This window comes from Acidisoma sp., assembly GCF_035492295.1.
GTDB lineage: Bacteria > Pseudomonadota > Alphaproteobacteria > Acetobacterales > Acetobacteraceae > Acidisoma.
Genome location: NZ_DATJJK010000184.1, coordinates 38,552 through 59,575 on the forward strand (window position 1 = coordinate 38,552; position 21,024 = coordinate 59,575).

Below are 21,024 nucleotides of genomic sequence, written 5' to 3' on the forward strand. Positions count from 1 at the left end.
GAGACTAGGACGAAGCGCCCATGCCTTCCTGCGGGTTGTGGCCCTGCACGGAGGTGATGGCGTTGCGGTCCTGGGACCAGGCCGACTCGTCATTGCCCTGTGCAATCGGGCGATCCTTGCCGTAGCTGATCGTCTGGATGCGCGAGCCGTCCACGCCCTGGGCGACCAGGAAGTCACGCGCGGCATCGGCGCGGCGCTGGCCAAGGGCGAGGTTGTATTCCTCGGTGCCGCGCGGATCGCAGTTGCCGGCGACGAGGACGGAAACCTGCGGGAACTTCTGCAGCCAGCCGGCCTGCTTGGACAGCGTGGCGGTGGCGTCCGGCGAGAGGTTGGTCTTGTTGAAACCGTAGAAGACGCGGTCACCAACATTCGCGACCAGGTCTTCCTCGCTGCCAGCTGCCGGGCCCGAGGTGACGGTCGCGCCCGCGCCGCTCGCCATGCCGGTTGCGGCAGGCTTGGCGCAAGCAGCAAGCAAAGCAACGGCGGCGAAGGCGCCGAGCATCTTGATGTTCATTTCGATCGTGTCCCTAAAGGGGTTCGTGTTGATAAAAACCGATGCATCGAAAAAAGGTAGTCAACCAGAAATTCAACCTGTGGACTAGGAATCAGCAGGCAAACGGCGCTTACAGCTAGCCACGGTTACTGGTCAAGTAACGTAAGGGCAATCCAGGGAATTGCAGCCCCCCGTGCATAAAATGACACAGTTCTAGGAAAGTAGGGGCGACCAGGCGGGGTCCGAGGCGCTCGTCGGCGTCTGGATCGCCTGCTCGTTGAAGCCGGTGATATCGATGGTCACGAGACGGGCGCCCGTGCCGCTGCCGCGCTGGAACATGATGACACGTCCATTGGGGCAGAAGGTCGGGCTTTCGACATCGAAACTTTCGGAAAGGATGCGTTCGCCCGAGCCGTCCGGCGCCATGACGCCGACCGCGAAGTCGCTGCCGAGGCGGGTAAAGGCGATCAGATCGCCGCGCGGCGACCAGATCGGATCGGCATAGCGACCGGACCCGAAACTGATGCGGCGGACGTTGGAGCCGTCGGCGTTCATCACATAGAGCTGCTGGTCGCCACCTCGATCCGACTCAAAAACGATCTGGCTGCCATCCGGGCTGTAGCAGGGATTGGCGTCGATCGACCCCGAATTGGTCAGCGTGCGCACGTTGCCGCCGGTGAGCGAGCAGGTGATGATGTTCGAGCCGCCGTTCTGATAGAGCGACATGATGATGCTGTTGCCGTCCGGCGCGAAGCGCGGCGAGAAGGTCATGGTACGGAAATTGCCGACCAGCGAGCGCTGTCCGCTGCCGAGGTCGAAGAGATAGACCCGGACGATCTTGTTCACATAGCTGATGAAGGCGAGCTGGTCGCGCGTCGGGCTGAAGCGGGGGCCGAGCGCGGTCCAGCTGCCATCCGTCAGGTAGCGGTTATTGGCGCCATCCTGATCCATGATGGCAAGCCGCTTGGTCGGATTGCTGTTGGGGCCAGTTGTCGAGATATAGGCGACGCGGGTATCGAAATAGCCCTTCTCGCCGAGCAGGCGCTGGTAGACCACGTCCGCGATGATATGCGCGATGCGGCGCCAGTTGGAGGCCGAGGTGGTGTAGGCCGTGCCCTGCAGCTGGGTGCCGGGCAGAATGTCCCAGAGGCGGAATTCGACGCGCAACTGGTCACCGCTCTGCGTCACGCTGCCGGTGACGAGCGCCTGGGCGCCGGTGCCCTTCCAGGCACCGAAATCGGGTGCGCCGCCGGCCGGGGTGGCACCCACCCCGGAGGCGTCGACGATTCGGAAAAGACCGCAGTTGCTGAGGTCGTTCGTGATCACGCTCACGAGATTGCCGACGCTGGTGCCGCCGGCGAAGGGCGGAATCGCGATCGGGATCGGCGCCGTTCGGGCGCGGTTGACATCGATCACCGCGGAGCCCGCGGCCCCGTCGCCGCCGCTAGGGGCCGGAGCCGGGGCGCTCTGCGCGAAGGCCGGGGTGGCGAGCGCGGTCGCGAGCGTCGTGCCGATCATGCCGCGGCGGCTGATCCTGCGGATCAGCCCCGGCACGCTCGGTGCCGCGTCGTCGTTGTCAGCGAGAAGACGAAAGTTATCAGTCATTCTTGTTTCTGCTTCCGTGTCACGGTCTGAACCGAAAGGTGAAGGTCTGGGCCGCACCTAAGAGCGAAGGCGGCAAAGGCAAGGCTGAGCAGCGATAATCCAGCACCGCTCGCACCGCCCGTTCAGCAAAAGCGCGCAGCACCGGATCGGCATTGACGCGCGCCTGATCAGCAGGCGCCACTTGGGCCAGACGGGCCGTGCCGGTCGCGTCCGTGGTGACTTTCAGGATCACCGACATCTGCTGCACGCCTTGGGCGCCGCTGTCGATCGTCCAGCAGGCGCGGACCTTGTCGCCGATCGCGCCGCGCTGGGCGGCCGTCAGGCGAGAGGTCGCGTCGCCATTGCGCTGGCCGCCCGCATCAGGGGCACCCCCTTGCTGCGGATTATAGCGCGAGGTCGGCTTCTGCTGGTCGAGTTTCATCGAGCGCAGCTTGTCGAGCGTGTTGAGCACGGTCTGGCTCATCGCAGTCGCATTCGGCGTCGGATGCGGCTGCGTCGTCGGGCTCACCGGCGCGGGGGGCGCGGGCGGCGCGGGCGGTGGCGGCATCGGCAGAGCCGGGGTCGCTTCGGCCGTGGTCTGCGGCGAGGGCGGCGTCGGCTTCTCCGTTTTGGACGGCGGCGCCGGCTTCTGCTCGGTCTGCGGCGTCGGCTGCGCCTTCGGCGGCGCCGGTTTCGCGGGCGTCGGCTTCTGCTCCGGCTTGGGCGGAGACGGCTCCTTGGGTGGAGTCGGCTGCGGCGGCGGGGGCGGCGGCAGAGGCTCGGCATTCGGCGTCGGCACGGTCTGCGGCATCGGCGGCGGCGGCGCGGGGGTCGCGGGTGTCGGCGCCGGCGCCGGGGGCGTCGGGGTTTCGGGTGTCTGCGGCGCCGGCGGCGCCGGGGCCGGGGGCGGCGGGGTCGGCACCGGCGGCTGGGTCGCCGGCGTTTCGGATGGCGGCGGCGGTGGTGGTGGCGGCGGCGGCGGCGCGTCGCTCAAGGGCTGCGGAGTCGGCGTCTCGGTCGCCTTGGGCGCTTCGACGGTGGTCGCGGTTTTCGCGGGCGCCGCCGTCTTGCCGGTCTGGTCGGATTGACGGACCTGATCGGTCGGGCCGACGAAGTCGACCGAAACCGCCGCGAGGTCGGGCAGTTCCTTCGGCTGCCGCGACGGCAGCGAGATGATCAGCGCCGCGAGCAGCAGCAGATGAAAAACGGCGGAGGCGGTGGCCGCCCGGCGCATCGGCGGGTTCATGCCCGGGGCCCCCGGTCATCGCGGTAAAGCAGGCTAAATCGAGACAAGACGTGATCCATGATGTGCCGGTTGGCCGCGCCCCGGCGGCCTATTGGCCGCTGGTGGCGGAAGTTCCCGTGGCTGTGCCGCCGGCGCCGGATGCGCCCGTGGAGCCCGTGGTCGTGCCCGCGCCGCTGCTGCCCGGCGCGGGTGCATTCGGCTGCTGAGCGAGAAGCGCCACTTTGGAGAAGCCGCCGGTGACGATCGTGCCCATGACCTGCATGATCTGACCGTAGGAGACGCTCTGGTCGCCGCGCACGAAGATGCGACGGTCGGTCTGGCCATTGGTCACGGTCTGCAGCTTGGACACGAGGTCGCCGATCTGCACCGCATCATTGCCGACAAAGACTTTGCCCTCGGCATTGATCGAGATGGTGATGGGTGTCGCGTCGGTATTGACCGGGTTGGCGCTGGTCTTGGGCAGATCGACGGTAACGCCCGAGGTCATGAGAGGCGCTGTCACCATGAAGATGATGAGCAGCACCAGCATGACGTCGACCAGAGGGGTGACGTTGATCTCCGCCATGGGGCGATAGCGCCCACGGCCGTTGCGGCCTCCGCCGACAGTGCCCATGGCCATGGATCAGGCCCTCTCTTCGGACTGGCGCGACAGGATGGCGCTGAACTCGGTGCCGAAGCCCTCAAGCCGCGCCGCGAAGCGCGAAAGATCGGTGTTCAGCGCATTATAGGCGAGCACCGAGGGGATGGCGGCGACGAGGCCGATCGCGGTGGCGAAGAGCGCTTCGGCGATGCCGGGCGCGACCACGGCGAGGTTGGTGTTGTGCATGGCGGCGATGGCCGAGAAGCTGTGCATGATGCCCCAGACCGTGCCGAAAAGGCCGATGAAGGGGGCGGTGGCGCCGACCGAGGCAAGGAAGATCATCCACCGCTCCAGCCGCTCCATCTCGCGCTGGATGGTCACGTTCATGGCGCGGTCGACGCGCTCGCGCACCGCGGTATGGCCGAGGTCCGCACCAGAGACTCGCGCCGTGCGGCGCCATTCGCCCATGGCCGAGCCGAAGACCGCGGCCATCGGATTGCCGGGCTTCTGGCCTTCATGCTCGTAGAGATCGTCCAGGCTGCCGCCGGACCAGAAACGGTCCTCGAAGGCATTCGCTTCGCGGTTTGCGCGGCGCAGGCTGGTCGTCTTTTCGAAGATGATCGCCCAGACCCAGATGCTCGCGGCCAGCAGGCACAGGATCACCAGCTTGACGACGATATCCGCTTGCAAAAACAGACCCCAGAGCGACAGGCTGCTCCCGGGCGTCGCCAGCTGCGTGGCATTGACCGCCTGATCCAATTCTAGAAACCCCTCTAATTATCGTCCTGGACCCGGGAGTCCCCCCGGGCCTGAGCCATAGCCGTCAGCGCGTCGCGCCAGGGGCCCGGCATGCGCTCGGCGCGCCCGGTGTCCTGCCTGACGCTGACGAGCGTCACATCCACTATCACGAGCGTCTCATCCCCCCGCGCGACACGCTGCCGCAGCCGGGTGGAGGCACCCCCCACCGAAACGGTGCTCGTCTCGATCACTAACTCCTCGTCGAGGCGGGCAGGGCGCTGATAGTCCAACTCCACGTGTCGCACCACGAAGATCATTCCATGTCGCAGCATCATCTCGGAATGGGGCAGGCCCATGGCACGCAGGGCTTCCGTCCGCGCGCGCTCGGCAAAACGGAGGTAGTTCGCGTGATAGACGATGGCGCCCGCATCGGTGTCCTCGAAATAAACGCGGACGGGGTAGCGGTGAACCCCGCCAGCCACCGAATCTTCCCCAGCCATCATGCGTCGTTCCGCTGCCCGCCGTTGAAGAGATCAGGCGTGAGCAGCGCCGTCTGCTCGGGGGACATGGGCGGCGGTGCCATGTCCAGATGCCGCCAGCCGGGCTCGCCCAGCATGCGTCCGCGGCTGGTGCGCAGGATCAACCCCTCCTGGATAAGGTAAGGCTCGATCACGTCTTCCAGCGTGTCCCGCGCCTCGGCGAGCGCTGCGGCCAGGGTTTCGACGCCAACCGGCCCGCCCGCGTGATGCTCGGCGATGCGGCGAAGATAGCGGCGGTCCATCGCGTCGAGCCCGCGCTGATCGACTTCCAGTCGCGTCAGCGCAGCATCCGCCATAGTGCGGTCGACCTGGGGCCGGCCCTCGACGGCCGCGAAATCCCGCACCCGGCGCAGCAGCCGGCCGGCGATGCGTGGCGTGCCGCGGCTGCGCTTGGCGATTTCTTCGGCGCCCTCGCTCGTCAGGTCGAAGCCCAGAAGACGCGCCCCGCGCGCGACGATCACGGCCAGTTCGGCTGGCGTGTAGAGCACGAGGCGGAGCGGAATGCCGAAACGGTCCCGCAAGGGTGTGGCGAGCAGGCCGGAGCGTGTCGTCGCGCCGACCAGCGTGAAGGGCGGCAGGTCGATCCTGAGGGAGCGCGCGGCCGGTCCTTCGCCGATCACCAGATCGAGCTGGAAATCCTCCATCGCCGGGTAGAGCACTTCCTCGATCGCCGGCTGCAGGCGGTGGATCTCGTCGATGAACAGCACGTCCCGCGGCTGCAGATTGGTCAGGATGGCCGCGAGATCGCCGGCCTTCTGGATGACGGGGCCTGAGGTCGCACGGAAGCCGACGCCGAGTTCCCGCGCCACGATCTGTGCCATCGTCGTCTTGCCGAGGCCGGGCGGGCCGTGCAGCAGGACATGGTCCAGCGCCTCGCCACGGGCCCGCGCCGCCTCGATGAAGATCGCGAGGTTCTGCCGGCTGCCTTCCTGGCCGATGAAGTCGGAGAGCGTTTGCGGGCGCAGGCTTGCTTCGCCCGCATCCTCGGGCGCACGAATGGGGGAGAGAGAGCGTTCCTCCATCTCCGCCGGCATCGATTCCGTCCGAGGACTGCGGGGGCGGGTGGTCATCGCGCGAGTTCCCTCAGCGCCGCCGGGATCAGGGCGGCGACGTCGGTCTCGTCACCCAACCTGGCCGTGGCGCGGCTCAGCGCGGCTTGGGCTTCCGGCCGCCGGTAGCCGAGGTTCATCAGGGCGGAGAGTGCGTCTTCCAAGGGACCTGCCGGACCGGCGGCGTTCGGCGCGGCGATACCGTCGGCCAGCGTCACCGGCAGCGCTAGTGTGCCGGCCTTTTCCCTGAGTTCGAGGGCGAGACGGGCCGCGAGCTTTGGTCCCACGCCCGAGGCGCGGCCGAGAGCCGTGCGGTCGCCGGAGGCGATGGCGAAGGACAGTTCGTCCGCCGAGAGGGCGGAGAGGATGGCGAGCGCCACCTTCGGCCCCACGCCCTGCACGGTCGTCAGCAGCCGGAACCAGGCGCGTTCGGCCGCGGTCGCGAAGCCATAGAGGGTGATCGCGTCCTCACGCACGAAGGTCTCGACCAGGATGCGCACCACGGCGGGCGCCGGCGGCAGGCTCGCCAGCGTCCGCGAAGAGGCCTGGACGAGATAGCCGACGCCGCCGGCGGTCTCGATCACGCAATGACCGTCCTCCTGGGACTCGACGGTGCCGCGCAGGCTTCCGATCATGCTGGCCTCGCCAGTGCGGCCGAACGGCTCCAGGCGTTGCGGCTGGCGCGGTGATGGGCGTGGCAGATGGCGACCGCCAGCGCGTCCGCCGCATCCGCCCGGCGGATGGTCGCGCCCGGCAGCAGCCTGCGCACCATCAGGCCGACCTGATTCTTATCCGCCCCGCCCGTGCCCACGACCGAGAGTTTGACGGTTTTGGCGCCGTATTCGGCGACGGACAGGCCGGCGAGCGCGGGGGCGAGGAGGGCGACGCCCCGCGCATAACCAAGCTTGAGCGTCGCCGTCGCATTGGCGTTCACATAGGTTTCCTCGACGGCCGCCTCCTGCGGGGCATGCGCCTCGATCAGCGCCGCGAGCGCATCATGCAAGACGCGCAGCCGCTCCGGCACGCTCTCCGCGCTGTCCGTCTGGACCACGCCGTCCGCGACATGGCGCAGACGGTTGCCCTCGGCCTCCACCACGCCCCAGCCGGTGAAGCGAAGGCCCGGGTCGATGCCAATGATGCGGATCAAAGCCAGAGCGTCGTCCTCTCGGAGTGGAGATCAGGCAGAAAGCTTCTGCAGTAGCGATTCGGGCAGATCGAAGTTTGCATAGACATTCTGCACATCGTCGAGTTCGTCCAGAACGTCGAGCAGCTTCAGCACCGAGGTTGCCGCTTCTTCATCCAGCGGTACGCTGGTACGCGGCCGCCAGTCGAATTTCGCGCTGTCAGAGGCGCCGAACCGGCTCTCCAACGCATCCTGCATGGCGGAGAGGCTGTCGGGCGCGCCGGTGATTTCATGCCACTCGTCCGAGCTTTCGACATTGTCGGCACCGGCCTCGATCGCGGCATCCAGCATGCCATCGGCGGAAGCGGCGGCGGCTGGATAACGGATGACGGCCAGACGCTCGAACATGAAACTGACGGAATTGGTTTCGCCCAGCGCGCCGCCGTATTTGTTGAAGGCCGCGCGCACTTCAGAGGCCGTGCGGTTGCGGTTATCGGTCAGCGCTTCGACGATAAGGGCGACACCGTTCGGGCCATAGCCTTCATAGCGAACCTCCACATAGTCATCGCCGCCGCCGCCGCCGGTGGATGCCTTCTTGACGGCGCGATCGACCGTATCTTTGGGCATGTTTTCTTTCCGTGCGGCCTGGATCGCGGCACGCAAGCGCGGATTGGCGGCGGGGTCGGGCAGACCCTGTTTGGCGGAGACGGTGATTTCGCGGATGAGCTTGGCGAACTGGCGTCCGCGGCGGGCGTCCTGCGCGCCCTTGCGGTGCATGATGTTCTTGAACTGACTATGGCCGGCCATGATGAAGGCTCCGGAAGGCGGGTGACTTGGAAAAGATGGCGCAGGTCTCTGCCAAGCCGGGCCTTGGCGTCAAGTCCGGCGGGGCGATCCGGCCAGGAACGACCCTTGCTGAGGCCGCGCCGGTCCGCCTAGCCTGACCTCTTGGGCCGCCGCGGCTGGCGGAGCGGAGCGAAAAGGCACTCCCTTGGCATTTCATACCTGGCTGACCTTTCTGATCGCGGCAGCGCTTCTCCTCATCATTCCCGGCCCCACGATTCTGCTCGTCATAGGGCAGTCTCTCGGCGGCGGCCGGCGGCGCGCCTTGCCGCTCGTGGCTGGCGTGGCGCTCGGCGACCTTACCGCCATGACCTTGTCTCTGGCAGGTCTGGGCGCGCTGCTCGGTGCGTCCGCCGCCGCCTTCACCTTGCTGAAATGGATAGGCGCCGCCTATCTCGTCTATCTCGGTCTCAAGCTATGGCGTGCACCGGTCGAAGCCGCGGCGGTGCCCCCTCTCAAGGCGCGCGCCGCCTTTCGCCAAGCCTATGTCGTGACGGCGCTCAATCCGAAAAGCATTGCCTTCTTTGTCGCCTTCGTGCCGCAGTTCATAACGCCCGAAAGCCTCTTCCTGCGACAGGCGACCCTCCTGGTCGCAACCTTCGTCGGCCTCGCCGCCATCAATGCCCTGCTTTACGCCATGCTAGCGGGCCACCTCTCGTCCCTCGTGCGCAAACCCTCCGTCAGGCGTGGGTTCAATCGCGCAGGTGGCACTGCCCTCATCGGGGCCGGGGCGGCACTCGCCTTGCGGCGGTAGGCCTCCCCCCCGGCTGCGACGCGGTCAGTACCGCCGCATCAGCGCCACAAGCCGGCCCTGCACGCGCACGCGCTCGGCCGGAAAGATGCGGCTTTCATGGCGCGGATTGGCGGGTTCGAGGGCGACCGAATTGCCGCGGCGGCGCAGCCGCTTCAGCGTCACTTCCGCCTCGTCCACCAGGGCGACCACGATCTGCCCGTTCTCGGCCGTCTCGGCGCGGCGGATGATGACCGTGTCGCCGTCCCAGATGCCGGCGTCGATCATCGAATCGCCCGCAACTTCCAGCGCGTAATGCTCACCCGCGCCGAGCATGGCGACAGGCACTTCGAAGAAGGTCGAGGTATCGCGCATGGCCTCGATCGGCAGGCCCGCCGCGATGCGACCATAGAGGGGAAGCTGCACGGCGCTCGCTTCCGAGGCGGTGCGCAGTCCCGGCAGGCGTTGCGAGAAATCGCCCTGGATCACGGTGGGCGCGAAACCCGCTGCCGCTTCCGGCCGGCGCCCACCCTCCTGCGGGACGAGATCCGTCTCGGCCGCAAGGGCGAGCGCGGGATGAGCCTCGCCCGGCAGGCGCAGCACTTCGAGGGCGCGGGCCTGATGGTGCCGGCGGCTGAGAAAGCCGCGCTCCTCAAGCGCCGAGATGAGGCGGTGGATGCCGGATTTCGACCGGAGGTTCAGCGCCTCCTTCATCTCGTCGAAGCTCGGCGAATAGCCCGAGGTCTTGAGATGACGATCGATGAACATCAGCAATTCGTGCTGCTTGCGCGTCAACATATGGAACCCCCTGCCTTTCAAGGCATCGTCCGCCTTCCTGGGCAGGCCGGAACGGAAGGAGACCTGACCGTGGCAAGGCCTATCGCTTCCGTAACGGCTTGTCCGACAACGCGAACAAAGCAGAAACTTGGCTCTTCTAGGGGCTGGTTCCGCGCCGCGTCAAGCACGCTCTCGCGGCGCGGAAGAGTAAAAAGGCCAATGACTTAAGAAAGTCATTCCTTCTTGTCGAAGGGGTTCACCGTGCCGCGGAAATCGAGGCGGATCGGCGTTCCCGGCAGGTCGAAGACTTGCCGCAACTCATTGATGAGGTAGCGGCGGTAATCCTCGGGCGTGGCTTCAGCCCGCGTGCCGAAGACAACGAAGGTAGGCGGGCGCGCCGTCGCCTGGGTAACGTAGCGCAGCTTGAGCCGGCGGCCCTGCACGGCCGGCGTCGGATGGCGGCTCAGCGCATCCTCGAACCAGCGGTTGAGCGCCGAGGTCGAGATGCGTTTGTTCCAGGTTGCATAGACCTGCCGCACGGCAGGGAAGAGCTTGTGCACTTGGGCGCCGGTCATGGCGCTCATGGTCACGACCGGAATGCCCTTGAGCTGGGCGAGGCTGCGTTCCAGCCGGTCAGAGACCGCCTTGCGCGTCGCGTCCCGGTCCTCGACGGCGTCCCACTTGTTGAGAACCACGACCATGGCCCGGCCCTCGCGTTCGACCAGGCGGGCAAGCTGCAAATCCTGGTCGTGCAGGCCGTCCACCGCGTCCACCACCAGCACCACGACCTCGGCGAAGCGCATGGCATTGATGCTGGCGCCCGTGGACATCTTCTCGATCTCGTCCTGCACGCGGGCGCGACGGCGCAGCCCGGCGGTGTCGACGAGCTGATAGCTGTTTCCATCCCGGTCGGTGATCGGCAGGGTGATCGCATCGCGCGTGATGCCGGGCTCCGGCCCCGTCAGCATGCGCTCCTCGCCCAGAAGCCGGTTTACCAGGGTCGATTTGCCGGCATTCGGCCGCCCCAGGATGACGAGGCGCAGCGGCTTCTCGGGCGCGTCCTCGTCCGGCGTTTCGTCTTCCTCGGCGGCGTCCTCCGTGCCTTCGGCCTCGGGTGGCAGGGCCTCAGCGATGCTCGACATGAGTGCGCTGATGCCTTCGCCATGCTCGGCCGAGACCAGAAGCGGTTCGCCGAGACCGAGGGCATAGGCGTCCAGCGCGTTGTTGTAGCCGGTGCGCCCCTCGGTCTTGTTCGCGATCAGCAGCACCGGCCGGCCCAGCCGCCGCAGCCAGGTGCCGAAATGTTGATCGGGGGGCAGGATGCCGCTGCGAGCATCGACCACGAAGAGGATGAGATCGGCCTGTTCTAAAATGGAGGCGGCGCCGGCGCGCATGCGCCCGGCCAGACTCTCGGGGGGCGCTTCCTCGAGCCCGGCCGTATCGGCCAGCCTGATCCTGCGGCCGCCGACGCGGGTGGTCGCTTCCAGACGATCGCGCGTGAGGCCGGGCTGGTCTGCGACCAGGGCCTGCCGCCGCCCAACGAGGCGGTTGAAGAGACTGCTTTTGCCGACATTGGGGCGTCCGGCGATGACGACGAGCGGGGTTTCCATGCGTCGGGGGCAATACTGCCTAAGGTTAGTTACGGGTAAGGGGGTATCCGGAATGCGTGCTCAGCGTCAGGCGGGCGCGACGGCACCGGGACGTCGGAGAGGAAGAAGAAAGATGAGCTGCAGCGCCAGAGCCGGAAATGCCTCGCCCCCCGCCTTCGGCCAGGAGAGCGTGGTCTTTGCGGTCTTGCTCGCGATCAGCTTCTCGCACTTCCTCAACGATACCATGCAGTCGTTGCTGCCGGCGATCTATCCCAATCTAAAGGCGGCTTTCCACCTTAGTTTCGTGCAGATCGGCCTGCTCACCTTCGTCTTCCAGGTCACGGCTTCGCTGCTGCAGCCGCTCGTCGGCATGGTGACGGACAAGAGGCCGCAGCCCTATTCGCTGTCCATCGGCATGGCCTTCACCATGGCGGGCCTCGTTCTGCTCTCCCGTGCCGGGCGGTTCGAGATGCTGCTGGCCGCCGCCGCCATGATCGGCGTCGGCTCCTCCATCTTCCATCCGGAATCCTCGCGCGTCGCGCGCCTTTCCTCGGGCGGCCGCCACGGCCTCGCGCAATCCGTCTTCCAGGTCGGCGGCAATGCCGGCACGGCACTCGGGCCCGTGCTCGCCGCCTTCATCGTGGTGCCGCACGGACAGCGCAGCATCATCTGGTTCTCCGGCATCGCGCTGCTCGGCATGATCGTGCTCGGCGGCGTCGGCCGCTGGTACCAGCAGCGGATGGCGCTCAATCGCCGCCGCCCGCGTGCCGCGATGCATGCGCATGAGCCGCTGCCGGCGATGAAGGTCTATGTCACCATGGCGATCCTGGTCGCCCTGGTCTTCTCGAAGTTCTTCTATCTGGCGAGCATCTCCAGCTACTACACCTTCTATGTGATCCATCAGTTCGGGGTGACGGTGCAGACCGCGCAGCTCCTTCTGTTCGTCTTTCTGGGCGCCGCTGCCCTCGGTACCGTCTTCGGCGGCCCGATCGGCGATCGCATCGGCCGCAAGCTGGTGATCTGGGTTTCGATCCTTGGTGTTCTGCCCTTCACGCTGGCTTTGCCTTATGTCGGTCTCGGCTGGACGATCGCCCTTTCCTTTATCATCGGTTTCGTCCTCTCATCGGCAATGCCTGCGATGATCGTCTATGCGCAGGAACTGGTGCCGGGCCGCATCGGTCTCATCTCGGGCCTTTTCTTCGGCCTGGCCTTCGGCATGGGCGGCCTCGGTGCTGCCGCCATCGGGGTGATCGCAGATCATTTTGGAATCGTTTCAACATACGAGATATGCTCGTTTCTGCCGGTGATCGGCCTTCTCGCAATGTTTCTCCCGCATCTCAAAACGCCGCGTCCTGGGTGAAGGGTCGGCGATGTTCGCGATCTTGTGGCCTCTGCTGAAATAAAATCTAAGTCAGCTCCTCTCGAACGACCCGGCTCGCATCCACATATGGCGTTTTATGCGTATGGGTGACCTGACCAGATAGGTTGATGAAGGAGAAGATATGGCTCGCGCAACGATTCCGAAGACGAGGTCCGCTAATGGCCGTCAGCCGGCGAAACGGGCTGGCGCCAAGTCCAAGGCGATGACGGCCGGCCAGGCGTTGAAGCCCGTCAAGACGGGAACGCCCGGCCGTCGGCCGGGCGTGCAGCAAGCTGCGGCGGCAAGCGCCAGCAGCAAGGACGAGTTGCGCGCCCGGATCGAAAAGCTCGAACGCGCCAACTCGACGTTGCGGGCGAAGAACAAGGAACTGCGCTTCGCCTATGTCGAGGCCGCGGAGAAGGTGGACCAACTCACCGTTCGGCTGGAAACGGCCGAACGTAAGGCGGGGCGCCAAGCGCAGCAGGAAACGGCGGCGGACGTGGGAACCGGACGCGCCCGGAACACCGCCACACGACGTCGTGGTCCTGCGCGCACGGCGGCGGCTCAGCCAGAAGAGGGCCCGGCCGACGAAGAGCACCCGTCGGAGTTCATGGCCCGGATCTCCGAACGCGAGGTGGTCTGAGGCCCGGCTCAGTCCTCAGCGGAGGGCGCGTCTCCCATGCCGAGAGGTACGAGGCGGATGCGCTTGCCACGGCTTGCCAGCGCGATCCGGCCTTCTTTCAGGGCCATGGCGTCCTCACCGAAAATCCGCCGCCGCCAGCCATGGGCCGCGGGAATTTGCGGCTCCGATTCGGCCGCGAGGCGGTCCAGATCCTCGGATGAGGCGAGAAGCTTGGGCGCTACACCGTGCTCTTCGCTTTTGGCGGCAAGGAGCACGCGCAGCAGTGCGACGAGGGCTGGAGAGGGGCGCGGGCCGTCCCGCTCGGGCCGCGCCGTGATCTGGGGCAAATCCTCCTCCGGCAGGGCGCGCGCCTCCGCAATGGCCGCCAGGAGGGAGGCGCCGCTCTTGCCTTCGGCAAAGCCGCGCGAGATGCCGCGCGCCCGCGTCAGCAATTCCGGCGTGTCCGGAGCCAGCGCCGCGATCTCGGGGATCGCTTCATCTTTGAGAAGCCGGCCGCGCGGAATATTGACGCGCTGCGCCTCGCGCTCGCGCCAGGCGGCGATGCCGCGCAGGATTCCCGCTTGGCGCCGATTGCTGGGACGAAGCTTCAGCTTCTGCCACATCGCGTCCGGATCGGCCCGGTAGAGCGCCGGGTCCGTCAGTGCCGCCATCTCTTCAAGGACCCAGTCGGCGCGCCCGTCCCGCTCCAGCCGAGTCAGAAGCTTCTGGTAGACGACGCGCAGATGCGTCACGTCGGCCGCCGCATAAGCGAGTTGCGAGGCGGAGAGGGGCCGGGCGGACCAGTCGCTGAAACGGTGTGACTTATCGATCTGCGTGCCGGTGAGCGCGGAGACCAGCGCGTCATAGCCGACCTGGTCGCCGAAGCCTGCGACCATGGCCGCGATCTGCGTGTCGAACAGGGGCCGCGGTGTCGCGCCGAACATAAGCAGGAAGATTTCCACATCCTGCCGCGCGGCGTGGAAAACCTTGGTCACCGCCTCGTTGGCGAGGAGTGCGCCGAGCGGCGCCATGTCGATCCCCTCGGCCTGGGCATCGATTACCGCGACGTCCTCGGCGCCGCCAAGTTGGACGACACAGAGTTCGGGCCAGTAGGTGCGCTCACGGATGAATTCCGTGTCGATCGTGATGAAGGGCTCGTGGGCGAGCCGGGTGCAGAGCGCCGCGAGGGCGCTGCTGTCGGTGATGAAGACAGGACTCGGAAATTCGGTGCGGGGCTGACGCGGCATGCTGCCTTTCTATCCGCAGCGCGTGCGGTGTCAAAGCCGTGTCAGGCAGCGGCGTCGGACTCCGTGCTTGCCGCCGCGCCGGCATCGTAGCGGGCACGGGCTGCGGCGATCGCCGGGAAATGCGCCTCCGACCAGGTGGCGAGGGCACCGAGCGGCTCGAGGCAGGAGCGGCCGAGTGGCGAAAGCCGATATTCGACCATGGGGGGCGTGGTCGGAAAAACGTGGCGTGTGGCGAAGCCGTCCCGCTCCAGACCGCGCAACGTCTGGGTCAGCATGCGTTTCGAAATGTCCGGCATCAACCGGTAGAGAGCGCCGAAGCGGCGGGGCTCCTCGGCCAGCGCAAAAAGGATGAGCGTCGTCCATTTGTCGCCAATCCGGTCCAGCACGTTCCGCACGGGACAGTGGCCGGCGTCAAATCCGGCGGCGCGCCAGGCGGCGAAGCGATCGGTCTCCATGCAGGTTCCCTCCAGATTACCAGGGCACGCGAAACTGCCTTCTTACGGAGGTCAGACGGCTCGGCTAAGCAATAGTCTCAATTCGAGACCATAGAGGAAAACAGCCATGTCTGACAATTTGGCCCGACTTCTGGTGACCGGGGCGAGCGGCCAGCTTGGTCGTCTCGTCCTGCGGAACCTGCTGGCAACCGTGCCACCCTCGCGCGTGGTCGCCCTGGTTCGCACGGCCGCGGCCGGAGCGGACTTCGCATCCCAGGGCGTGGAACTGCGGATCGGCGATTACGACCGGCCCGAAAGCCTGGAGGCCGCCATGGCGGGAATCGGCCGGGTGCTGCTGATTTCGTCCAACGATCTTGCGAGGCGCCGGGCCCAGCATCGGGCGGTGATCGCGGCGGCCCAGCGGGCAGGTGTCAGATTCCTCGCCTATACCAGCGTGCTGCATGCCGATCGCTCCCCCCTCGGTCTCGCCGCCGATCATCGGGATACGGAAGCGGCGTTGACGGGCTCCGGTCTCGACTACGCCCTGTTGCGGAACGGCTGGTACACGGAGAATTATTTCGGCGCCTTGGCCCCCGCATTGGCGCATGGGGCTGTTCTGGGCAGTTCCGGCCAGGGCCGCATTTCGGCGGCGCCGCGGGCCGATTACGCGGCTGCCGCCGCCGCCGTCCTGGCGGGGGGAGCTTCTGTTGCCGGTCACGTTTTCGAGCTTGCGGGTGACAGTGCCTTCACCATGGCGGAGTTTGCGGCCGAGCTTTCCCGCCAGACGGGCAAGCCCGTCACCTATGCCGACCTCCCGAAAGCCGATTACAAATCCGTCCTGCTGGGCGCGGGTCTGCCGGAACCGGTGGCGGAACTGGTGGCCGACAGCAGCGAGGCAGCCCGGGGCGACACGCTGTTCGACGACAGCCGCACCTTGAGCGGCCTGATCGGGCGGCCGACCGTGCCTTTGGCAGAGAGCCTCGCCGTGGCGCTCACGGTTGTCTGAGCAGGACGCCTCTCTCTGGGCACTGGCACTTGCAAACATGCCTTCCGGCGCCAATTCCGATCGGTGCGCGGACGATCGTGCCGCATCGAAACAGAGAGGAAATTGCATGTTCACAATGAAAATGGGTCTACGGGCCCTGCTGCCCGCAGCCACCCTGATTGGCGGCCTCGCCATGTCCGGCGCGGCCATGGCACAATCCGCTTCGCAGGACAGCCTGGTGAATGGCGCCACGACCGGCCTTGGTGCGCATCATCGCTTTTCGAGCGTCGCCGCGGCGAAGGATCATTGCCCGGACGATACAATCGTATGGTCGAACGGCGTCAACAAGACCTACAAGATGGTGCCGTCGGGCATGACCAAGTCAACCCACCACGGCTTTTATGCCTGCAAGATGGAAGCTGACACCGCCGGCTTCACGCCCGCCAGCTGAGGCCTGACAGGCCTCGGATTCGACAGAGCGGTTGCCATTCCAGGGGCTGCTTCAAGGTCCAGATCGGATCGCTCGGTGATCCGATCTGACCCGATCAGGCGTTAGCTGGCGGCTGGCTCCTTCTCCCGCACCGGCTCTGGCGCGGTTTCGCCCTTTGCGGCTTCTTCCTCGGCCGCCTCGGCAGGTGCTGCGGCCGCCACGGGGGGCGGGGTCGGGCGGACATGCACCGCGCGCCGCTTGGTCCGCGCGCTGCCATAGCTCGGGTCCAGCAGCAATTCGAAGAGGAGGAGAGACCTGCCCGTCACGCCGTAGGGATGTTCAAAGGCGAAGGTCGGCTCCTCTTCTGCGGCTTCGTCCCGCATGTTGGTGTCGATCAGCAGGCGCCATTCGCGCCCGCCCACAACCTCGGGCAGCTGGAACTCCACGAGATCGTGATAGGCGTTGACAATGAGCAGCAGCGTCGCATCCCGGCCGCGCTGCACGATGCCGGTCTCCTGTGCGCGGCCGTCGAGCAGCAGGCCCATGCACCGGGCATGGGCTTCTCCCCATTGGTCGTCCGCCATCTCGGTCGCGTCCGGAGCGAGCCAGGTGATGTCCTTGAGGCCGAGGGTCTCGTCCCATTGTCCGCTGAGGAAACGGCCGCGGGTGAGGAGGGGGAAACGCCGGCGCAGCCCGGCAAGCCGCGCCGTAAAGCGCGCCAGCGCCTCGCCGCGCGCCCCCAACTCCCAATTCACCCAGCTGATCTCATTGTCCTGACAATAGGGGTTGTTGTTGCCCTGCTGGCTGCGGCCCATCTCGTCGCCCGCCAGCAGCATGGGCGTGCCCTTGGACAGGAAGAGCGTTGCCAGCATGTTGCGCATCTGGCGGTCGCGCAGGCCCAGAACCTCTGGGTCGTCGGTCGGGCCTTCGGCGCCGCAGTTCCAGCTCAGATTATGGGAATGGCCGTCGCGGTTGTCCTCGCCATTCGCCTCGTTGTGCTTGTCGTTGTAGCTGACGAGATCGTTGAGGGTGAAGCCGTCGTGGGCGGTGATGAAGTTGACGCTCGACCACGGACCGCGTCCGCGGTGGTTGAACTCGTCCCCCGAGGCGGACAGGCGTGGCGCCAGGTGCGCGACCGGCACCATGCCGCGCCAGTAATCGCGCACGATGTCGCGGAACTTGTCGTTCCACTCGGCCCAGCCCGGCGGGAAGCCGCCCACCTGGTAGCCCCCGGGGCCGCAATCCCATGGCTCGGCGATCAGCTTCACGGTGCCGAGCACCGGGTCCTGGGCGCATGCCTTGAGGAATCCGGACTGATTGTCGAAGCCGTTCGGCTCCCGGGCGAGAATTGTGCCGAGATCGAAGCGGAAGCCGTCGACGTGCATCTCCTGCACCCAGTAGCGCATGGAGTCGGTGACCATCTGCAGCACGCGCATGTGCGTGGTGTTGAGCGTATTGCCGGTGCCGGTATCGTTGATGTAGTAGCGTTTCTGCTCGGGCATCAGGCGGTAATACGACGCGTTGTCGATGCCCTTGAAGCAGAGCGTCGGCCCGAGCTCGTTGCCTTCGGCGGTGTGGTTGTAGACGACGTCGAGGATGACCTCGAGCCCGGCGTCGTGGAACCGCGCCACCATCTCCTTGAACTCCTGCAGCACGCGTGCAGGGTAGGCGGAGTAGCGCGGGTCGGGCGCGAAGAAGCCGATGGTGTTGTAGCCCCAGTAGTTGGTGAGGCCCTTGTCGAGCAGGTAGCTGTCGTTGATGAAGGTGTGGATCGGCATCAGCTCGACCGAGGTGATGCCGAGCGACTTGATGTAATCGATGACGTCCTGGGTCGCGAGGCCGGCGAAGGTGCCGCGTTCGTTCTCGGGGACCTTCGGGTGGCGCTTGGTGAAGCCGCGGACGTGGGTCTCGTAGACGATGGTGCGGTCCCACGGCACGCGATGCCACTGCGCCTCGCGCGCCCAGTCGAAGTTCGGATCGACGACGACGCACTTCGGCACGTACGGCGCACTGTCGCGCTCGTCGAACGTGAGGTCGTCCTCGCCCATGACGTAGCCGAAGCAGGCAGGATGCCACTTCAGCTCGCCGATGTGGGCGCGCGCGTACGGATCGAGCAGGAGCTTGTTGGGATTGAAGCGGTGCCCTTCCTCGGGCGCGTACGGGCCGTGCACGCGGAAGCCATACACCGTGCCCGGACCAACCTCCGGCAGGTAGCCGTGCCAGATCTCGTTGGTGAACTCCGGCAGCTCGACGCGCAGGATCTCGTGCTCGCCGCTCTGGTCGAACAGGCACAATTCGACCTTGCCGGCGTTGGCGGAGAACACGGCGAAATTGACGCCCTTGCCGTCCCATGAGGCGCCGAGCGGGAAGGGGAGTCCTTCCCGTATACCGACCTTCTTCGGTGGCGCCATGGGTTTCTCCGCGACCTTGCGCGAGTGCCGCGGTGTCGTGTCGATCAGCGCCTACCGAGCAGGATGCCGAGGGCCATGCCGATGCCGCCCGCGATCAGCAGAGCGGTGACCGGTGCCTCGTTGGTGTACGTGCGCACGCTGTCGACAGCGTTGCCGTACATGTTCTGCGCCTCGCCGAGCACCTGGCGCGCCGCGCCGCGGCCTTCCATGTTGGGGTCGTTGGTCATCGATCCGACCGCTTCCTCGGCTTTGCCCGCGATGTTCCGCGCCGCTCCCGTAACCCGATTCTCGTCCATGTTCAGACTTCCCTGTGATGAAACCCCGTGATGAAACCCCGTAATGAAACCTGGGGCGTCCGGCGTATCGCCGGCTCGCCCTGCAGAGAGGTCATATAACGCTACGGTTGGGGTATGGTTCCGGCGAAGAACCGGTGCGACGGAGGGGCCTCCGACACGATCCCGACGCCCGATTTGAGGGCAGTCGTGCTTGGGATATCATCGGCCCGGCCGATGACGCTTGCACAGCGCACGGCCGAACAGGGGAGGCGCAGAAATGGCGGACGCCACGTACGATCGCAGCGCGGAGGATTTCGGCAACATCGTCAACCTCGGGCACGTCAACGTCCAGGTGGCGGACCAGAGGCTGGCGACGGCGTACTACATCAGCGGACTCGGGCTCACCCGCGATCCGTACCTGATGACCGGCACCAACAACATGTGGGTCAACGTCGGCGTCAGCCAGTTCCATCTTCCCACCAACACCCCGCAAGTCGTGCGCGGGGTCACCGGCCTCGTCGTCAACGATCGCGAGGCGCTGCTGGCGCGGCTCGCCAAGGCGAAGAAGGAATTGGCCGACACCCGGTTTGAGTTCCGCGAGAGCAACGACGGCGTCGAGACCGTCTGCCCGTGGGGCAACCGCATCACCTGCCACGCTCCGGACCCGGCGCGCTTCGGCCGCATGGCGCTCGGAATGGCCTATGTCGCGTTCGACGTGCCGCCGGGGACCGCCGACGGCATCGCGCGCTTCTATCGCGAGATTTTCCTCGCGCCGTCGGAGGTCAAGAGCGAGCGGGGCGGCCGCGCCGCCCATGTCATGGCCGGCGAGCGCCAATACCTGATCTTCCGCGAGATCGAAGAGCCGCAGGCGCCCTACGACGGCGACCACTTCCAGATCTACATCGCCAACTTTTCAGCGCCGTACCGCAAGCTTATGGAGCTCGGCCTGATCACCCAGGAGTCGAACCAGCACCAGTATCGCTTTAAGGACATCGTCGACCTCGACAGTCGCAAGGTGCTCTACACCATCGACCACGAGGTGCGGGCGATGAGCCACCCGCTCTATGCGCGGCCGCTGGTGAACCGCAATCCGGCACTGCTGGCCGCGCACTTCGTGCCGGGCCATGAGGAGGCGAGCTGGTCGCTCGATTGAGCGCGCTGCCGCGGACAGGAAAAAAGGGCCGGCAAACGCCGGCCCTTTCGTTTTGCGTGAAGCGCCGACGCTCAGCGCTTGCGCTTGCCATTTTTTTTGCCGCTCTTGGCGGAGGCCTTCTTGAACGGCGTCGCGTGGGCCCTCCCGGAGGAATCGACCCACACCCGCTCCGACTTCATCGCCTTGCCGTTGGCGCGGTCGAGCAGGAAGTCGCCGATCATGGTGTTGCGGTCCTCGCCGTTCTCGGCGCTCGGCGCGCCGGTGACGCTGTGGTTCGCCCCTTCGTAGACGACCATGCGCTTCGGCCCCTTGATGAGCTCGAACAGCTCCTCGGTGTATTCGAGCGGCGATAGCTGCTCGTTCTCGCCGGTAATGACGGCGTACGGGCACTTGATCTTCGGCATGTATGGCGTGAGGTCGATCTTCTTGCAGAAGCGATCGAACTCCTGCTCGTCGTCGTAGCCCGACATGAACATGAACCGCACCTTGAAGGTCGGCGAGGCCATGTTGAAGATCTGCCACGCGCCCGGCTCCTGACAGAGGCCGCTGGTGACGTAGCCCTTGACCCTGTTGCCGAGCGTAGCCGCGGCGACCGTGCCCCAGAAGCTGCCGAAGCTCGAGCCGCGGATCACCAGCTTCTTGATGTCGATGTTCGGCTGCTTCGACAGGAACTCGTAGACGCTCTCGGCGCACTTCTCCCAGTTCTCCGGGCTGAAGTAGATGCCGCGCGACACCGCCTCGGCCTGGCCCGGGCCGTCGATCGCCAGCACCGCCATGCCGCGCTCCATGAAGCGGTCGCCGTAGAGCGAGACCATG

The 21,024-nt window shown here is 66.5% G+C and carries 22 protein-coding genes and 1 pseudogene; 6 read left to right on the plus strand and 17 right to left on the minus strand.

Going from position 1 to position 21,024, the window contains the following annotated elements:
* Positions 1-4: 4 nt before the first annotated feature.
* The 10 genes and pseudogenes from pal to VL752_RS13725 all read right to left on the minus strand — a co-directional run bounded on the left by pal (position 5) and on the right by VL752_RS13725 (position 8,159).
* A complete protein-coding gene (pal, locus tag VL752_RS13680; protein ID WP_325356153.1) occupies positions 5-514 on the minus strand; it encodes a peptidoglycan-associated lipoprotein Pal in 510 nt (169 codons plus the stop codon).
* Positions 515-706: 192 nt separating this feature from the next.
* A complete protein-coding gene (tolB, locus tag VL752_RS13685; RefSeq protein WP_325356155.1) occupies positions 707-2,098 on the minus strand; it encodes a Tol-Pal system beta propeller repeat protein TolB in 1,392 nt (463 codons plus the stop codon).
* A 19-nt stretch (positions 2,099-2,117) separates the two neighbouring features.
* On the minus strand, positions 2,118-3,323 hold the full coding sequence (locus VL752_RS13690) for an energy transducer TonB (RefSeq protein WP_325356157.1): 1,206 nt from the start codon (positions 3,321-3,323) through the stop codon (positions 2,118-2,120).
* A gap of 181 nt (positions 3,324-3,504) precedes the next feature.
* A pseudogene (gene tolR, locus VL752_RS13695) lies at positions 3,505-3,936 on the minus strand (protein TolR); the annotation flags it as partial.
* A gap of 9 nt (positions 3,937-3,945) precedes the next feature.
* Positions 3,946-4,662, minus strand: coding sequence for a protein TolQ (gene tolQ, locus VL752_RS13700; RefSeq protein ID WP_325356161.1), 717 nt, complete (start codon positions 4,660-4,662; stop codon positions 3,946-3,948).
* A 14-nt stretch (positions 4,663-4,676) separates the two neighbouring features.
* Positions 4,677-5,144: a tol-pal system-associated acyl-CoA thioesterase gene (gene ybgC / locus VL752_RS13705; protein ID WP_325356163.1), complete on the minus strand. Its 468-nt coding sequence runs from the start codon at positions 5,142-5,144 to the stop codon at positions 4,677-4,679.
* Positions 5,141-6,202: a Holliday junction branch migration DNA helicase RuvB gene (gene ruvB / locus VL752_RS13710; RefSeq protein ID WP_325356199.1), complete on the minus strand. Its 1,062-nt coding sequence runs from the start codon at positions 6,200-6,202 to the stop codon at positions 5,141-5,143. The genes ybgC and ruvB overlap by 4 nt, the downstream gene beginning before the upstream one ends.
* Positions 6,203-6,246: 44 nt before the next feature.
* Positions 6,247-6,864 (minus strand): Holliday junction branch migration protein RuvA, encoded by a 618-nt coding sequence (gene ruvA / locus VL752_RS13715; RefSeq protein WP_325356165.1) that lies wholly within the window; start codon positions 6,862-6,864, stop codon positions 6,247-6,249.
* Complete coding sequence (gene ruvC / locus VL752_RS13720; RefSeq protein WP_325356167.1) at positions 6,861-7,376, minus strand: crossover junction endodeoxyribonuclease RuvC; 516 nt, start codon at positions 7,374-7,376, stop codon at positions 6,861-6,863. Before ruvC ends, ruvA begins: the two co-directional genes overlap by 4 nt.
* A gap of 30 nt (positions 7,377-7,406) precedes the next feature.
* Complete coding sequence (locus VL752_RS13725) at positions 7,407-8,159, minus strand: YebC/PmpR family DNA-binding transcriptional regulator (protein ID WP_325356169.1); 753 nt, start codon at positions 8,157-8,159, stop codon at positions 7,407-7,409.
* 184 nt (positions 8,160-8,343) lie between these two features.
* Between VL752_RS13725 and VL752_RS13730 the strand changes: the two genes are divergently transcribed.
* Positions 8,344-8,949, plus strand: a complete 606-nt coding sequence (locus tag VL752_RS13730; protein WP_325356171.1) for a LysE family translocator — start codon at positions 8,344-8,346, stop codon at positions 8,947-8,949.
* Between the two features lie 24 nt (positions 8,950-8,973).
* On the opposite strand, the gene lexA is transcribed toward VL752_RS13730, so the two are convergent.
* Both lexA and der read right to left on the minus strand, forming a co-directional pair.
* Positions 8,974-9,723 (minus strand): transcriptional repressor LexA, encoded by a 750-nt coding sequence (lexA, locus tag VL752_RS13735; protein ID WP_325356174.1) that lies wholly within the window; start codon positions 9,721-9,723, stop codon positions 8,974-8,976.
* A gap of 212 nt (positions 9,724-9,935) precedes the next feature.
* Entirely contained in the window at positions 9,936-11,312 is a 1,377-nt protein-coding gene (gene der, locus VL752_RS13740) for a ribosome biogenesis GTPase Der (protein ID WP_325356176.1), read from the minus strand.
* Between the two features lie 112 nt (positions 11,313-11,424).
* Here der and VL752_RS13745 point away from each other — a divergent pair, with 112 nt between their 5' ends.
* Together VL752_RS13745 and VL752_RS13750 are read left to right on the plus strand one after the other, a co-directional pair.
* On the plus strand, positions 11,425-12,651 hold the full coding sequence (locus VL752_RS13745; protein WP_325356178.1) for an MFS transporter: 1,227 nt from the start codon (positions 11,425-11,427) through the stop codon (positions 12,649-12,651).
* 142 nt (positions 12,652-12,793) lie between these two features.
* Entirely contained in the window at positions 12,794-13,294 is a 501-nt protein-coding gene (locus VL752_RS13750) for a hypothetical protein (protein ID WP_325356181.1), read from the plus strand.
* An 8-nt stretch (positions 13,295-13,302) separates the two neighbouring features.
* On the opposite strand, the gene rnd is transcribed toward VL752_RS13750, so the two are convergent.
* Entirely contained in the window at positions 13,303-14,520 is a 1,218-nt protein-coding gene (rnd, locus tag VL752_RS13755) for a ribonuclease D (protein ID WP_325356183.1), read from the minus strand.
* 41 nt (positions 14,521-14,561) lie between these two features.
* A complete protein-coding gene (locus tag VL752_RS13760; RefSeq protein ID WP_325356185.1) occupies positions 14,562-14,975 on the minus strand; it encodes a winged helix-turn-helix transcriptional regulator in 414 nt (137 codons plus the stop codon).
* Positions 14,976-15,081: 106 nt separating this feature from the next.
* Here VL752_RS13760 and VL752_RS13765 point away from each other — a divergent pair, with 106 nt between their 5' ends.
* A complete protein-coding gene (locus VL752_RS13765; protein WP_325356187.1) occupies positions 15,082-15,960 on the plus strand; it encodes an SDR family oxidoreductase in 879 nt (292 codons plus the stop codon).
* A 106-nt stretch (positions 15,961-16,066) separates the two neighbouring features.
* On the plus strand, positions 16,067-16,390 hold the full coding sequence (locus VL752_RS13770) for a hypothetical protein (RefSeq protein WP_325356189.1): 324 nt from the start codon (positions 16,067-16,069) through the stop codon (positions 16,388-16,390).
* A gap of 101 nt (positions 16,391-16,491) precedes the next feature.
* On the opposite strand, the gene glgX is transcribed toward VL752_RS13770, so the two are convergent.
* Both glgX and VL752_RS13780 read right to left on the minus strand, forming a co-directional pair.
* Entirely contained in the window at positions 16,492-18,780 is a 2,289-nt protein-coding gene (gene glgX, locus VL752_RS13775) for a glycogen debranching protein GlgX (RefSeq protein ID WP_325356191.1), read from the minus strand.
* A 44-nt stretch (positions 18,781-18,824) separates the two neighbouring features.
* Positions 18,825-19,076: a CsbD family protein gene (locus tag VL752_RS13780; protein WP_325356193.1), complete on the minus strand. Its 252-nt coding sequence runs from the start codon at positions 19,074-19,076 to the stop codon at positions 18,825-18,827.
* A gap of 256 nt (positions 19,077-19,332) precedes the next feature.
* Here VL752_RS13780 and VL752_RS13785 point away from each other — a divergent pair, with 256 nt between their 5' ends.
* Positions 19,333-20,208 (plus strand): hypothetical protein, encoded by an 876-nt coding sequence (locus VL752_RS13785; RefSeq protein WP_325356195.1) that lies wholly within the window; start codon positions 19,333-19,335, stop codon positions 20,206-20,208.
* A 71-nt stretch (positions 20,209-20,279) separates the two neighbouring features.
* Here the strand turns inward: VL752_RS13785 and VL752_RS13790 are convergent.
* A partial coding sequence (locus tag VL752_RS13790; protein WP_325356197.1) for an alpha/beta hydrolase occupies positions 20,280-21,024 on the minus strand: 745 nt, incomplete at its 5' end.